This window comes from Herbaspirillum sp. GW103 (assembly GCF_000261365.1).
In the GTDB taxonomy this organism is placed as follows: domain Bacteria; phylum Pseudomonadota; class Gammaproteobacteria; order Burkholderiales; family Burkholderiaceae_D; genus Herbaspirillum.
Genome location: NZ_AJVC01000003.1, coordinates 584,500 through 599,606, shown reverse-complemented (window position 1 = coordinate 599,606; position 15,107 = coordinate 584,500). Strand labels below are relative to the sequence as shown.

14 protein-coding genes are annotated in these 15,107 nt (G+C 63.7%); 10 read left to right on the top strand and 4 right to left on the bottom strand.

Translation table 11 applies throughout. The annotated features are described in order from the left end of the window. Nucleotides 1-19 precede the first annotated feature (19 nt). Nucleotides 20-1,384, bottom strand: coding sequence for a metalloprotease PmbA (gene pmbA / locus GWL_RS06205; RefSeq protein WP_008327799.1), 1,365 nt, complete (start codon nt 1,382-1,384; stop codon nt 20-22). Nucleotides 1,385-1,459: 75 nt separating this feature from the next. On the opposite strand from pmbA, the gene yjgA reads away from it, so the two are divergent. Both yjgA and mog read left to right on the top strand, forming a co-directional pair. Continuing rightward, entirely contained in the window at nt 1,460-2,065 is a 606-nt protein-coding gene (gene yjgA / locus GWL_RS06200; RefSeq protein ID WP_008327798.1) for a ribosome biogenesis factor YjgA, read from the top strand. Next, nucleotides 2,055-2,684 (top strand): molybdopterin adenylyltransferase, encoded by a 630-nt coding sequence (gene mog / locus GWL_RS06195; RefSeq protein WP_034350180.1) that lies wholly within the window; start codon nt 2,055-2,057, stop codon nt 2,682-2,684. Before yjgA ends, mog begins: the two co-directional genes overlap by 11 nt. A gap of 44 nt (nt 2,685-2,728) precedes the next feature. Here the strand turns inward: mog and GWL_RS06190 are convergent, their stop codons facing one another. Then, the gene (locus tag GWL_RS06190) at nt 2,729-3,406 is read right to left on the bottom strand and encodes a hypothetical protein (RefSeq protein WP_008327796.1); all 678 of its coding nucleotides are present in this window, start codon (nt 3,404-3,406) and stop codon (nt 2,729-2,731) included. Nucleotides 3,407-3,584: 178 nt separating this feature from the next. Between GWL_RS06190 and GWL_RS06185 the strand changes: the two genes are divergently transcribed. Beyond that, on the top strand, nt 3,585-4,253 hold the full coding sequence (locus tag GWL_RS06185; protein WP_008327795.1) for an alpha/beta hydrolase: 669 nt from the start codon (nt 3,585-3,587) through the stop codon (nt 4,251-4,253). Between the two features lie 116 nt (nt 4,254-4,369). Here GWL_RS06185 and GWL_RS06180 read toward each other — a convergent pair whose 3' ends face one another. Together GWL_RS06180 and GWL_RS06175 are read right to left on the bottom strand one after the other, a co-directional pair. Beyond that, a complete protein-coding gene (locus tag GWL_RS06180; RefSeq protein WP_008327794.1) occupies nt 4,370-5,389 on the bottom strand; it encodes an alpha/beta hydrolase in 1,020 nt (339 codons plus the stop codon). Nucleotides 5,390-5,763: 374 nt separating this feature from the next. Beyond that, the gene (locus tag GWL_RS06175; protein WP_008327793.1) at nt 5,764-6,225 is read right to left on the bottom strand and encodes a MarR family winged helix-turn-helix transcriptional regulator; all 462 of its coding nucleotides are present in this window, start codon (nt 6,223-6,225) and stop codon (nt 5,764-5,766) included. A gap of 426 nt (nt 6,226-6,651) precedes the next feature. On the opposite strand from GWL_RS06175, the gene GWL_RS06170 reads away from it, so the two are divergent. Genes GWL_RS06170 through GWL_RS06140 form a run of 7 tightly spaced genes read left to right on the top strand, consistent with a single transcriptional unit; the run spans nt 6,652 to nt 14,480 of the window. Continuing rightward, complete coding sequence (locus GWL_RS06170) at nt 6,652-8,151, top strand: ABC transporter substrate-binding protein (RefSeq protein ID WP_008327792.1); 1,500 nt, start codon at nt 6,652-6,654, stop codon at nt 8,149-8,151. A 3-nt stretch (nt 8,152-8,154) separates the two neighbouring features. Next, the gene (locus GWL_RS06165) at nt 8,155-9,129 is read left to right on the top strand and encodes an ABC transporter permease (protein ID WP_008327791.1); all 975 of its coding nucleotides are present in this window, start codon (nt 8,155-8,157) and stop codon (nt 9,127-9,129) included. 38 nt (nt 9,130-9,167) lie between these two features. Further along, on the top strand, nt 9,168-10,043 hold the full coding sequence (locus tag GWL_RS06160; RefSeq protein ID WP_008327790.1) for an ABC transporter permease: 876 nt from the start codon (nt 9,168-9,170) through the stop codon (nt 10,041-10,043). Between the two features lie 9 nt (nt 10,044-10,052). After that, nucleotides 10,053-11,012: an ABC transporter ATP-binding protein gene (locus GWL_RS06155; RefSeq protein ID WP_008327789.1), complete on the top strand. Its 960-nt coding sequence runs from the start codon at nt 10,053-10,055 to the stop codon at nt 11,010-11,012. A gap of 10 nt (nt 11,013-11,022) precedes the next feature. Continuing rightward, nucleotides 11,023-12,000, top strand: a complete 978-nt coding sequence (locus GWL_RS06150) for an ABC transporter ATP-binding protein (protein ID WP_008327788.1) — start codon at nt 11,023-11,025, stop codon at nt 11,998-12,000. Nucleotides 12,001-12,052: 52 nt separating this feature from the next. Then, nucleotides 12,053-13,672: a gamma-glutamyltransferase family protein gene (locus tag GWL_RS06145; protein WP_008327787.1), complete on the top strand. Its 1,620-nt coding sequence runs from the start codon at nt 12,053-12,055 to the stop codon at nt 13,670-13,672. Nucleotides 13,673-13,685: 13 nt separating this feature from the next. Continuing rightward, a complete protein-coding gene (locus GWL_RS06140) occupies nt 13,686-14,480 on the top strand; it encodes a GntR family transcriptional regulator (RefSeq protein ID WP_008327786.1) in 795 nt (264 codons plus the stop codon). The last annotated feature ends 627 nt before the right edge of the window (nt 14,481-15,107 follow it).

Here is a 15,107-nt window from a genome sequence, read left to right as displayed (position 1 = left end):
CCGGCGGCGTGCGGCACGATCAGTCGCCAGCGATGGTCATGTTTTCCAGCAGGATGGAACCCGTTTCCTTGGTGCCGCGAATGAGCGTGTCATTGCCCACGGCCACGATCTGGCGCAGCATGTCCTTCATGTTGCCGGCGATGGTGATTTCTTCCACCGGATACTGGATCACGCCATTCTCGACCCAGTAACCCGAGGCACCACGCGAATAGTCGCCCGTCACGTAGTTCACGCCCTGCCCCATCAGCTCGGTCACCAGGAGGCCGCTGCCCATCTTCTTCAGCATGCCCTTGAAGGTATCGGCCTTGGTGGTCAGGTCCGAGCGCAGCGTGAGGTTGTGCGAGCCACCCGAGTTGCCGGTGGTCTGCATGCCCAGCTTGCGGGCCGAATAGGTCGACAGGAAGTAGCCCTGCACCACGCCATCCTTGATCACCTCACGCTTGACGGTACGCACCCCTTCTTCGTCGAAGGGAGCCGAACCGACACCGCCGACCACGTGCGGATCTTCCAGGATCTGGATGTGCTCGGGGAAGACCTGCTGGCCCAGCGAGTCAAGCAGGAAGGTCGACTTGCGGTACAGCGCACCGCCCGACACCGCCTGCACGAAGGCACCCAGAAGACCCGCCGCCAGCGGGGCTTCGAACAGCACCGGGCACTTGCGGGTCGTGAGCTTGCGCGCGTTCAGGCGCGCCAGCGCGCGCTCGGCGGCGTAGCGGCCGATGGCTTCGGGCTGGGCCAGTTTCTTCGGATCGCGTTTGGAGGAATACCAGTCATCGCGCTGCATGCCCGCGCCCTTGCCGGCGATGGGCGCCACCGAGATGGTGTGGCGCGAGAACGGGTAGCCGCCCATGAAGCCACGACTGTTGGCCGCGATGAAATGCGAGTGCTGCACGTAGACGCCGGCCCCCTCGCTGGTGGTGATGCGCGGGTCGGTCTCGAGGGCTGCGGTTTCGCAGCGTTGGGCCAGTGCAACGGCTTCTTCGGCGGAAATGTTCCATGGCGAAAACAGTTTCAGGTCGCGCGGGGCCATCTCCAGCATCTCGGCGTCGGGCAGGCCGGCGCAGTCATCGATGGCGGTGAAGCGGGCGATGTTGTAGGCCGCCTCGACGGTTTCCTTCAACGCCTGCTGCGAAAAGTCCGAGGTGCTGGCGTTGCCGCGCCGCACCTGGCGGCCTTCTCCGAGGAACACCGTCACGCCGATGCCCTTGTCCTTGTTCTGCTCGATGGTCTCGATCTTGCCCTTGCGCACCGCTACCGACAGACCACTGCCCTCGCTGATGTCGACGGCGGCGTCCGAGGCGCCCTTGTCCCGGGCATAACGCAGGACATCCTGCGCCAACTGCTTCAACTGGTCCTGACTGTGCGTGAATGGGGTATCGCTCATGAGCCTGTTTTCTCTGAAATGCGGGTAAAACGGTTATCATAGCAGCCGTTAAGCTTTATTTCTCGACCTCACGATATGCCCAATGCCAACCGCGGTGCTGTCGGATTCCAATCCAGCGAATTCGAACAGGAATACGACCGCCCCTCCAAGTCCCAGCTCAAGCGCGAGATGGATGCCCTGCAAAAGCTGGGTGAATCGCTGGTCAACGAACCGCGTGACCGCGTCAAGCGCGTGCCCATGCCCGAAGACGTGCGCGACGCCATCCTCGAATGCCAGCAGATCAAGGACCACGAAGGCCGTCGCCGCCAGATGCAGTACGTGGGCAAGAAGATGCGCACCCTGGAACCCGATGAACTGGCCATCATCCAGAAGACCATCGACAGCTGGCACGGTGCCTCCAAGGCGGAAACCGCTGCCATGCACGCCCTCGAACGCCGCCGTGAAAAGCTGCTGGCCGACGACCAGGCGCTGACCGAACTGCTGAACCGCCATCCCGAAGTCGATGTGCAGCACATGCGCACGCTCATCCGCAATGCCCGCAAGGAGCAGGCGGAAAACAAGCCGCCCAAGGCTTACCGCGAAATCTTCCAGATCCTCAAGCAGTTGCAGGCCCAGGCCGCACGCGCCAAGAGCGAAGCCGCCGAGGATGAGGCCCACGAGCAGGATGACGATGAGCGCTGAGGCCGTGACGCCCGTCGCCCGTGAGGTGCTGCGGGTGGGACTGGTCTCCGTCTCCGACCGCGCCTCCGGCGGCGTCTACCAGGACCAGGGCATCCCTGCCCTGCAGGAATGGCTGGGCAAAGCGCTCACCAGCACCTTCGAAGTCGAGACCCGCCTGATCCCCGATGAACGTGCACAGATCGAACAGACCCTGGTGGAACTGGTCGATGTGGCCCGTTGCGACCTGGTGCTGACCACCGGTGGCACCGGCCCGTCGCGCCGCGATGTCACGCCCGAAGCCACGCTGGCCGTCGGTACCAGGGAAATGCCGGGCTTCGGCGAACAGATGCGCCAGATCAGCCTGCAGTTCGTGCCCACGGCCATCCTCTCGCGCCAGGTGGCGGTCATTCGCGAGACCGACGACCATGCCGCGCTGGTGCTGAACCTGCCCGGCCAGCCCAAGTCCATCCGCGAGACGCTGGAAGGCTTGAAGGACGAGGACGGCAAGGTCAAGGTTCCCGGCATCTTCGCCGCCATCCCCTACTGCATCGACCTCATCGGTGGCCCCTACATCGAGACCGATGACACCGTCTGCAAGGCCTTCCGCCCCAAGTCAGCAATCCGGCCCGCCAGCAGGTAAGCCATCTGCGGGCCGCACTGCGATGCGCGCCCGCCCTCCCTCCTTCAGTTCGGACACTTCCCCTCATCCGGTCCGCCGCACAGCGTGGCTGCATTGAGCAGATCCAGGTACTGTTGCAGCCCGGCCGGCGAGATCCGGTAGGGATATTGCCGGAAACTATTTTCGGTCGGCGGACGCCAGCTGAACTGCACCACGAACAGTTGCTGCTTGCCCTGATACACCGCCAGTACAGTTCCCTCGCCATAGGGCGCAACTGGACCGGTACGGTCGCAGAAGCCACCGCTGACAGAGACCGGAATGTTGTTGGTACTGCCGTCCTTCTGCGCCATGGCCACGAAGCGGCCCGGGCAGTTGCGCTGGGCACCCTGCATCACCTCACTCAGGGCCACCTGCGCCACGCTCAGGTTGCGCGCCTGGATGTTGGCCAGCAGGCCGGCTGCAGGAAAGCCGCGGCGCTGTACGCCCATGTAGCCCTCGCGCCAGGAATCGTGGGCTTCGTTGGGCGGCAGGAAATCGACCACGTAATTACCGTCGGGATCGCCATCCATGTAGGCCAGGCGCCAGCCGGGTGGCGGCGAGATCATGAGGTTTTCGCCGCGTGGCTGGAACAGCCGGCCCTCGGCCTCGGCGTGACCGGCCAACGGTGCGAAGGCCAGTGCAGCGGCCAGTAGCGAAGACAATAGCGACGACGCCGACAGGCGGCGCGATGGAATGCGGATCATGGGTTTTCCTTGTACGGCACCGCCATGAGGGCGGCGTTCATCGTATGATGTCAGCCCATTGCAGCACAGACGCTCTGCATGACAAGGGGCAAGGCCGTATTGTGCTCCCGCGCAAGGACAGACACAAATGCCGCGCCCTGCCCTTCCCTACAACGACCGCAACAGGAACCGCACATCCATGTCCGCTCCCCTCGAGACGATACAGATCGATACCGCTCCCAACCCCACCGCCTCCGTCATCTGGCTGCACGGCCTGGGTGCCGATGGCTCGGACTTCGTGCCCATCGTGCGCGAGCTGGACCTGTCCGGCTGTCCGGCGATCCGCTTCATCTTCCCCACTGCGCCGACCATGCCGGTGACCATCAACGGCGGTTACGTCATGCGCGCCTGGTACGACATCTTCGCGCCCGACCTGGTGCGTCGTGAAGACGAACCCGGCCTGCGTGCCTCGCAAGCCGCCATCGAAGCACTGATCGCCCAGGAGCGGGCGCGTGGCATCCCCGCCGAGCGCATCGTGCTGGCCGGTTTCTCGCAAGGCTGCGCCATGACGCTGCAGACCGGCCTGCGCCATCCTGAGCGACTGGCCGGCCTGATGTGCCTGTCCGGCTATCTGCCGCTGGCCTCCACCATCGAGGCCGAGCGTCACGCCGCCAACCACGATACGCCGATCTTCATGGCCCACGGCACCATGGACCCGGTGGTGGTGCTGGAGCGCGCGCTCAAGTCACGCGAGCTGCTCACGCAACTGGGCCACAAGGTGGAGTGGCACGACTATCCGATGCAGCACTCGGTGTGCGGCGAGGAAGTCGAGGATATTGGCGCGTGGCTGACCAAGGTGCTGGCCTGAGTCCGATTACCCGGCGCCTGCAACTACACTGGCAATGACAACGCCCCCGCACGATGCACCGTGCGGGGGCGTTGTCGTTTCTCCTGCATCAATGCTGGCACAGGAAAATCTTGCGATTACTTCAGGTGGAACTTCAGTTCCTCGCCAGCCTGGCGCATCGCGGTCTGCACGGCGGGCACCTTGGCCAGCACGTTCAACAGACCGAAGTCGTGGATCATGCCGTCGTAGCGCACCGTGGTCACGGCCACGCCAGCGGCTTGCAGCTTGCGGCCGTATTCTTCGCCTTCGTCACGCAGCACATCCTTTTCGGCGGTCTGGATCAGGGTCGGCGGCAGGCCGGCCAGTTGGGCCGGGGTGGCGTTGAGCGGCGAGGCGGTGATTTCCTTGCGTTTGGCGGCATCGGTGGTGTAGCTGTCCCAGAACCACTTCATCATGTTCTTGGTGAGGAAGTAGCCATTGGCGAACTGGTTGTAGGAGGCCGTTTCGAAGTTGGCATCGGTCACCGGCCACAGCAGCACTTCCGAACGCAGGGCGGGGCCGCCCTTTTCCTTGGCCATCAGCGCCACGACGGCGGCCATGTTGCCCCCGACGCTGTTGCCGGCCACGGCCAGGCGCTTGCCGTCGACCTTGATTTCACGGCCATGCTCGGCCACCCATTTCGTGGCAGCGTAAGCCTGATTGATGGCCACGCCGTAACCGGCTTCCGGCGAGGGGGTGTAGTTCACGAACACGGCCACCGCACCGGAGTTGGCCACCAGATCACGCACCAGGCGCTCGTGGGTCGGGAAATCGCCCAGCACCCAGCCGCCACCATGGAAGAACATGAAGGCCGGCAAGGTCTTGGTCACACCGGCCGGACGCACGATGGTCAGCTTGATCTGCTGGCCGTCCGCGGTGATGGTCTTTTCCGAGACGTCGGCCTTGGGCAGGTCCAGCTTCACGCTGGCTTGCGCACCGACCAGGACGGCGCGCGCATCCTGTGGCGAGAGCTGCTCCAGGGGCTTGCCACCGCCGGCTTCCAGCGCCTGCAGGAAGGCTTGGGTGGTCGGTTCCACGCCGGCGTCACCGGCAGCGTAGGCGTTGCCAACAACCAGGCCGATGGCGGCGACGGTAGCGAGTTGCTTGAACGAGGTCATGATCTTCTTCCTTTTCTCTGATGATCGGATCGGTGAGGTTCACCGGGTAGGTGCTGCGAGGGAACTGCTTTCGTATTGCGTGGTACTGCGGTACTGTCCTGGCGTACGACGCCAGAAAATCGCGCCTTGCGGCAATAAACATAAAACACTATTAAATAGCAAACTACTTATTTGATGCTATTGGCTCTGCGTATAACGGTGCATTCAGGCGATGCCACCTGACCTGCATGCCGGGAGCGAAGGTTTTCCCGCATCGCTCCAGTCACAATAAACCAATAAACTAATAAACTAATAAACTATTTAATAGCGCACTATATATTAAATTTTCAAAAAGGGACTCGGCTTGGCCACCTCATCCCTTCAAACCACCCTGCTCACTCGCCCGTATTCTTGTGCAGGCGGGCACGCAGGGCCATCAGTTCTTCCTTCATCGCTGTCAGCTCGGCGGCGCTCGACTCGGTGGCGCGCAAGACTTCGCGCGGCAGATCGGCTGCCTGTTCACGCAGCTTGTCGCCCTCGGCGGTGAGCGAGATGACCACCTGCCGCTCATCGCTGGCGGCGCGTTCCCGGCTCACCAGGCCCTGCGCCTGCATGCGCTTGAGCAGCGGCGTGAGCGTGGCCGAATCCAGCACCAGGCGCTCACCGATCTCGGAGACGGTCAACTCATCCTGCTCCCACAACACCATCAGCACCAGGTACTGCGAATAGGTGATGCCCATGTTGCGCAAGAGCTTGCGATAGAGCTTGCTCATCGACAGCGAGGTCGAGTACAGCGCAAAACACAACTGGGCATCCAGCAGCGGGGCCGACTTGCGTTTGTCTGTTTTCGAATTCATGCAGCGCAGTTTAGCGAGGCCAAAATTAAATAGCAAGCGATTTAATTAAAAATGAATGGAAAGCCGTCGCAGCAGCGCCACGTCCCGTCTTGGGGGCAGCCACTCCGCCCGTGTGCACCTTCACTGGGCATGCCTGCCCCGCAAGGTAGGGGCACGCCCACCATCGGGGCAGAAGCAAGGCGTGCACCCCATCCTCAAGGAGGACCCAGTCCATCACTTTCCCAACCGGCGATACACCCTTGCCAACTGACGCGACGCTGACGCGATGGCACGCTTCCTGCATGTCTTCTTTGTTGTATACATTGACGTATCCGTCCTTGCCTTCACCGTTTCCATCGCCTAAGCTGGCCCGATGGCCGCGGCAGGCGGGCTTGCCGCCCAGGCCGGTTGCGCTCCATCCGTGATGACTTCTGAAAGGAAAAACGAATGAACCAGCGTGTCTCCCGTTTCCTGCTGTCCGCGATGTCCTCGGCCGTGCTGGCCACCTGCGCCCTGCCCGCGCTGGCGGTGACGCTCAACATCTCCCTGGATGCCGATCCCGGCAAGCTCGACCCGACGCAGTCATCCATGCTCAACGAGCGTATCGTCTACCAGAGCATCTTCGACAAGCTGCTGGACCTGGATGGGGAAGGCAAGATCGTTCCCATGCTGGCCGAGCGCTGGACCGTCTCCGACGATCAGAAGACCTACACGCTCTACCTGCGCAAAGGCGTCAAGTTCCAGGACGGTACGCCCTTCGATGCCAAGGCGGTGGAGTTCAATCTGCTGCGCGGCCAGGAGAAGACCTCCCTGCGCCGCAACGAGCTCAAGTACATCAGCAAGATCACGGTGGTGGACGAGCACACCATCAAGCTGGATCTGTCCACGCCCTTCGCCCCTTTCCTGTCCGTTCTCACCGACCGTTCGGGCATGATGTCGTCACCGGCCGCCGTGAAGAAATACGGCGAGGACTACGTCAACCATCCGGTCGGCACCGGCCCCTTCATCTATGAAGGCCGGCTCAAAGGCGCCACCATCACCTTGAAGAAGAATCCCGACTACTGGCGCGCCGGCCTGCCCAAGGTCGATGAAGTGGTCTACAAGATCATGCCGGACGTCAATGTGGCCTTCAACAACCTGCGCAGCGGCCAGGTCGACATCAGCAACCGCTTCCCCTACAAGGAAATCACCAACGTCCCGGCCAATGCCAGCTACACGGTACTGAACAAGCCGTCGCTGGGCTTCCGCGGTTTCTACATGAATACCGCCAAGCCCCCGTTCGACAAGAAGGAAGTGCGTGAAGCCGTCGACATCCTGATCAACCGCAACGCCATCGCCAAGGTGGTCTACAACAATGCGGTGGCACCGGGCCACTCCCCCTTCTCCAAAGCGCAGTTCGCCAACGGTCCCAGCGATGTGCCGCCCAAGGTGGATGTGGCACGCGCCAAGGCCCTGCTCAAGGCCGCCGGCAAGGAAGGTGGTTTCAGCTTCAAGCTGACCCTGCCGACCACGCCCGATGAATTGCAGGTCGGCCAGATGATCCAGGGCATGCTGCGCCCGGCCGGCATCACCGTCACACTGGAGAAGACCGAACTGGCGACCCAGATCGAGGCCGGCAAGACCGGCAACTTCGAGGGCCTCTTCGTGGGCTGGAGCGGACGTCCCGATCCGGACCAGAACATCTATGACTTCGTCACCACCAATGGCTCCCTGAACTACTCCCACTTCGGCGCCAAGGAAGTGGACGACCTGCTGCAGCAGGCCCGGGTGGAAGGCGACCAGGCCAAGCGCAAGACGCTCTACGAGCAGGCCATGGCGATCCTGGTCAAGGAAGTGCCCTACATCTACATCGTGCATGACAACGTGCTCTTCGGCATCGCCAAATCGGTCAAGGGCTTCCAGTACGTGCCCGATGGCGTGATCCGGACCGCCACCGTCTCCAAGTAAGTCATGGCCAGCTCGCTCAAGCCGCTGGCGTTGCCGCGCCTGCCCAAGCTGGTCCGGCGACTGCTGCTCTCGGTCCCCACCCTGCTGCTGGTGAGCATGGTGGTGTTTTCCCTGCTGGCGGTGCTGCCGGGCGATCCGGTGGCCGCCATCCTCGGCATGGAAGCCACGCCGGAAGCCGCAGCCGCCCTGCGCCTGAAACTGGGGCTGGATGATCCGCTGCTGGTGCAGTACGGGCACTGGCTGTGGGCGGTGCTGCATGGCGACCTGGGGCGGTCCTTCATCGACAACACCCCGGTGGCCGATGCCCTCTGGCAACGCCTGCCGGTGACCATCGAGCTGGCCATCGGCAGCTTCCTGGTGGCCGTGCTCATTGCGGTGCCGGCCGGCATCCTGTCGGCGGCACGTCCGCGCGGCTGGGCCAATGCCATCGGTACCTTGATTGCATTGTTCGGCATGTCGGTGCCGCACTTCTGGCTGGGCATGCTGTTCATCATTCTGTTTGCGGTCAAGCTGGGCTGGCTGCCCGCCTCGGGCTTCGTGCCGCTGTCGGTGGACTGGCATGCCAACCTGATCGCCATGATCATGCCCATGGTCGTGACCGGCCTGCGCGAATCGGCCATCCTCATGCGCATGGTGCGCAGCAGCCTCCTGGAAGTGCTCAACGAGGATTACATCCGCACCGCCTTCTCCAAGGGCCTGCGCGACTGGCAGGTAGTGCTGGGCCATGCGTTGCGCAATGCCATGATCCCGGTGGTCACCGCCAGCGGGCTGATGGTCTCGGGCATGCTGGGCGGGCTGGTGATCACCGAGAGCATCTTCGGCATTCCCGGCATGGGCAAGATGATCGTCGATGCCATCTTCCAGCGCGACTACGTCACGGTACAGGCCGGTGTACTGGCCGCAACCGTCATGGTGGTCATCGTCAACCTGTGCGTGGATCTGCTCTACAGCGTGATCGACCCGCGCATCGCCCGCTGACTGTCTGCTGCACGCCCCCAACCACGACGTCTCCCGACATGAACCCTCCCTCTCCTGCACAGGCCCTGCCAGCGCTGCCGCGCTGGCGCACCCTGCGCCGCTTCAGCCGCAACCGTCTGGCGGTGATCGGTGCGGTGATCATCACCGTACTGGTCCTGTTGGCGATATGTGCACCGGTACTGGCCCGGTACGATCCGATTTTTGACCAGGACTACGGCAATCTACTGTCTGGTCCCAGTGCCGCGCACTGGCTCGGCACCGATGACCTGGGCCGCGACATCTACACGCGCATGCTATACGGTTCGCGCATCTCGCTGCAGGCAGCGCTGATCTCGGTCGGGCTGGCCTTTTCGCTGGGCGTGCCCATCGGCATCGTCAGCGGTTACTATCGCGGCGCCGTCGATGCCATCGTCATGCGCGTGGTCGATGCCCTGCAAGCCTTTCCCTCGCTGATCCTGGCGCTGGCCCTGGCGGCGGCGCTGGGTGGCGGCTTCTACAATGCCATGGTGGCGGTGGGCATCGGCTTCACCTCTTCCTTCGTGCGCCTGGCGCGCGGCCAGGCCATGACCATCCGCAATCTCGACTACGTGATGGCGGCGCGCTCCATCGGTGCCGGGCACCTGCGCATCATGTGGCGCTACATCCTGCCCAATTCACTGGCGCCATTGGTGATCCAGGCCACCTTCGCCATGGGCACTGCCATCATCGCCGAAGCCGGGCTCTCCTATCTCGGCCTGGGCGCCAAGCCGGAAGACCCGAGCTGGGGGTCCATGCTGCATATCGCCCAGGGCTACCTGAACACCACGCCGATGCTGGCCATGTGGCCGGGGCTGGCGATCTTCCTGGTGGTGCTGGGGTTCAACCTGCTGGGCGACGGCATCCGCGAAGTGTTCGACCCCAAACTGAGCCGCTGAGGAACACCCATGCTCACCATCGAGAATCTCAAGATCGAATTTCTCAGCCACGGCCGCCGCGTTGCGCCGGTTGACGGCGTGTCCTTTTCTCTGGGCCAGGATGAAACCGTGGGTCTGCTGGGGGAATCCGGCTGCGGCAAGAGCGTCACCGCGCTGTCCATCCTGCGCCTGTTCCCCATGGCCAGCCAGGCCAGGTTGTCGGGGGCCATCCGCTTCGGCGAGCGCGATCTGCTGCAGGCCGATGAGGCCACCCTGCGCGGCATCCGTGGCAAGGAGATCGCCATGATCTTCCAGGAGCCGATGACCTCGCTGAACCCGCTGCATCGCATCGGCAACCAGCTGGGTGAAATGCTGCGCATCCACACCCAGTTGCCGCGCCAGGAGATCCACGCCAAGGTCATTGGCATGCTCGAACGTGTGGGCCTGTCCCGTGCCGCGCAGCTGGTGGACGAATATCCGCACAGCCTCTCGGGCGGCATGCGTCAGCGCGTCATGATCGCCATGGCCCTGCTGTGCCAGCCCCGGCTGCTGGTCTGCGACGAACCCACCACGGCGCTGGATGTGACCATCCAGGCGCAGATCCTGGACCTGATGCGCGACCTCAAGCGCGAGCAGAAAACCTCCATCCTGATGATCACCCACGACCTCGGCGTGGTGGCCGAGATGTGCCAGCGCGTGGTGGTGATGTATGCCGGCCAGGTGGTCGAACAGAGCAGCGTGGAGGACCTGTTCGACCGTCCCGCCCACCCTTACACGCACGCCTTGATGCGCGCCCGCCCCGCCCTGGACGCCACGCCCGGCGCGCCGCTGACGGCCATTCCCGGCAGCGTGCCGCCGCCCGGCACCGTCACGCAAGGCTGCCGCTTCGCCGCCCGCTGTAGCCGCGCCCAGGACATCTGCCGCCAGGAGATGCCAGTGCTGGAAGATCTGGGCAATGGTCACAACGTGCGCTGCTGGTATCCGCATTGAAGGCGAGAACATGACCCCACTTCCTCCCCTGCTCGAAGTCCACGGACTGAAAAAACATTTCGCCGCCGGTGGCAGCATCGTCAAGGCAGTCGACGACGTCTCCTTCAGCATCGCCGAAGGCCGGACCCTGGGCCTGGTCGGCGAATCCGGCTGCGGCAAGTCCACCACCGGGCGCAGCGTGCTGCGCCTGATCGAACCCAGCGAAGGCAGCGTGCGCTTCATGGGCCAGGAACTGACCCTGCTGCCCGAAGGCCAGCTGCGCGCCATGCGGCGGCATATGCAGATGGTGTTCCAGGACCCGTACGCCTCGCTGAACCCGCGCATGACCATCGGCGAAGTGCTGGAAGAACCGCTGATCGTGCACAAGCTGCACGACCGCGCCACCCGCAAGCGCAAGGTGGCCGAGGCGCTGGAGATGGTCGGCCTGAACCCGGCCTACGCGGCGCGCCATCCGCATGAATTCTCCGGCGGCCAGCGCCAGCGCGTGGGCATCGCCCGCGCCATCATCACGCGGCCCAAGCTGGTGGTGGCCGATGAAGCCGTGTCGGCACTGGACGTATCGATCCAGGCGCAGATTCTCAATCTGCTGCGCGAGCTGCAACAGGAACTGGGTCTGACTTACCTGTTCGTCTCGCACGACCTGGCCGTGATCCGCCACGTCAGCGACAGCATCGGCGTGATGTACCTCGGTCGCATGGTGGAATCGGGCACATGTGAAGAGGTCTACACCCAGCCGCGCCATCCCTACACCCAGGCGCTGCTCTCGGCCATTCCACGTGAACATCCGCGCGAAAAACGCGAACGCATCGTCCTGCAGGGCAGCATTCCCAATCCGGCAGCGCCGCCCACAGGCTGTCATTTCCATCCGCGCTGCCCGTCCTGCATGGAGGTATGCAGGACCGAGACGCCACCGGCAGTGAAGATCAGTCCCACCCATACCGTGGCCTGCCATCTGAGCCGGCCTGAGTTGACGCTGCGCCCGACATGAGGCGCGAGCGCCCCGCTAAAATACGCCCCTGAACCAAGAACGAGAGACTGCCATGCCCGCCTTCCCCGACTTCAGCAGCAACCACTATCCCTATTTCTCGCGCCGCAGCGCCGTCTATGCCCGTCGTGGCATGGTGGCGACCTCGCAGCCGCTGGCCGCGCAAGCGGGCCTGGAAGTCCTGCAGCGCGGTGGCAATGCCATCGATGCGGCCATCGCCGCCGCGGCTGCGCTGACGGTGGTGGAACCTACCGCCAACGGCATCGGCGGCGATGCCTTTGCGCTGGTCTGGCATGGCGGCAAGCTGCATGGACTCAACGCCAGCGGCCCGGCGCCACAGTCGATTTGCGCCGACAAGCTCACCGGTGCCGGCCTGAAGGACGTCCCGAAATATGGTGCCCTGCCCGTCACGGTGCCCGGTACGCCCAGCGCCTGGGCTGCCATGGCCAGGCGCTTCGGCAAGCTGGCCCTGACCGATTCCATGGCCGGTGCCGTCACGCTGGCGCGTGAGGGCTTCCCGGTCTCGCCGATGGTGGCGCATGCGTGGCAGGTGGCGCAGCAGAACTTCAGGCGCGAATTCAAGGTAGCGCATTTCCAGCCCTGGTTCGACACCTTCTGCATCGATGGGCAAGCCCCGCAAGCCGGCCAGCTATGGCGCTCGGCGGGTCATGCCGCCACCCTGCAGGCGATTGCCGAAGACAACGCCGAGAGCTTCTATCGCGGTGCCCTGGCAGAACAGATTGCCGGCTTCGTGCAGCAGGCCGGAGGATATATGCAGGCCTCCGACCTGGCGGCCTTCCAGCCGGAGTGGGTGGACCCCATCGGGGTGAACTATCGCGGCTATGACGTCTGGGAAATTCCGCCCAACGGCCACGGCATGGTGGCCCTGATGGCGCTGAACCTGCTGAAGGCCTACGACTTCAGCGAACGCGACACCCTGACCACTTATCACCGCCAGATCGAAGCCATCAAGCTGGCCTATGCCGATGGCCTGGCCCACATCGCCGATCCGGCCCACATGAAGGTGACGGTGGAGCAATTGCTGTCGGATGCCTATGCCGACGAGCGCCGCAAGCTGATCGGTCCGCGCGCCACGCTGCCGGTGGCGGGCGACCCTTCGCGCGGCGGTACGGTGTACCTGTGCACGGCCGATGCCGAGGGCAACATGGTGTCCTTCATCCAGAGCAACTACATGGGCTTCGGCTCGGGCCTGGTAGTGCCAGGCACGGGCATCGCGCTCCACAATCGCGGCAACAATTTCACGCTGGAAGCCGGGCATCCCAATGTGCTGGCACCGGGCAAGCGACCGTATCACACCATCATTCCCGGCTTCATGACACGCAATGGCCAGGCCGTCGGCCCCTTCGGCGTGATGGGCGGCTTCATGCAGCCGCAGGGCCATGTGCAGATGGTGATGAACACCGTCGACTTCGGCCTCAATCCACAAGCCGCGCTGGACGCACCGCGCTGGGAATGGGAGAAAGGAAACAAGGTCAGCATCGAGCACACCACGGCCGAACATCTCTTCCGTGGCCTGGGCGGGCTGGGACACGAAGTGTCGTGGTCGGGCAACCAGCTCGGTTTCGGTCGCGGCCAGATCATCTGGCGCAATGACGAAGGCGTGCTCTGCGGCGGGACCGAACCGCGTACCGATGGCAGTGTGGCGGCATGGTAAGAAAGTCTCCATCGTGAAAAGCCTGGCTGCCTCCACCACCGAACCCGCTGCTGCCGCCCTCGTCCCCGACGCCGAGGGCGAGGAGGCACAGGTGCGCAATGGTTCCCTGCCCGAATATGTCTATGCGCAACTGCGCCAGGACATCTTCGACATGCGCCTCTTGCCCGGTGACCAGATCACCGAGACCGAGATTGCGGCGTATTTCAAGGTCTCGCGTACGCCGGTGCGGCAGGCGCTGCAACGCCTGCAGAACGATGGCCTGATGCAGGGCTACGTGCGCGGTGGCTGGGAGGTGGTGCCGATCGACTTCAAGCGCTTTGCCGATCTCTACGAAATGCGCAAGCTCATCGAGACCCACGCCGTGCGCCGCCTGTGCACGCAGGCAGGTGACCAGAGCGTGCTGGCCGGTCTGCGCAGCACCTGGTGCGTGGCCGCCGGCTTGCGCGAACTGGATGGCCCCAAGGCCGCGCAGCTCGATGAGGTCTTTCACCAGACACTGGTGCGGGCCGCCGGCAACCAGGAGATGGCCGAAACCTTCGACCGTCTCACCGACCGCATCCGCATCGTGCGGCGGCTGGATTTTCTCTATGGCGATTGCCTGCATTCGACCTACGAGGAACATGCCGCCATCCTCGACTGCATCGCCGCAGCAGACGCCGATGCAGCGATGCGTCTGATGGGTGAGCACATCGATGGCAGCCATGCCGATGTCAATCAGATCACCCTGCACCGCCTGCACAGTGCGCGGGCCACGGCCACTACCAAGCCGCCTGCGTATGTGTCGGTGCGGGTGCGGCGGTCTTTCTAGAACCCATTTCATAAATAGGCGTGAGATGCGTTCTGTCCAGAAAGGGCGCTGGCAAGGCGCGCGACGCGTCGTGTGGCGGTGCCACACGCAAGGAGCGCAACGCGGCCAGCGCCCTTTCTGGACAGAACCCGGAGGGAGCGGCCCGTTTGGGCGAATTGCTGCGTTACGAATTTGGGTCAAGACGCCCAGTCTTGACCCAAATTCGCGCCTTGCACTTCATCCCAAACGGGACTCGCTCGCACTCACGCCTATTTATGAAATGGGTTCTAACTTCAAAGTGCGACTACCAAGCGGCGTCGCACGTCTTCTGCATCGGCGCAGTATCGCCTCGTGGTAGCTGACTACAAGCGGCTACTAGGGCCTGTTCACATTAAATCTGCGAGATGCGTTGCCTGCCGTTGTTGCAGCTCCTTGCCGTGGCACCACCACGGCGCGTCGCCGCGCCTAGGCAGTCAACGCTTGGCGACCTCTCGCACTCGCAGATTTAATGTGAACAGGCCCTAGGGTGACATACAAAATTTTCGACTTCCTCCCGTGTATTTGCTCCTCGATCGTGAACGGCCCTTGAGACAGTAGTAAGGTCACCAAGCTCGCCGGCCTGTGGCGAGGGTTGGGCACAAAGCGGTC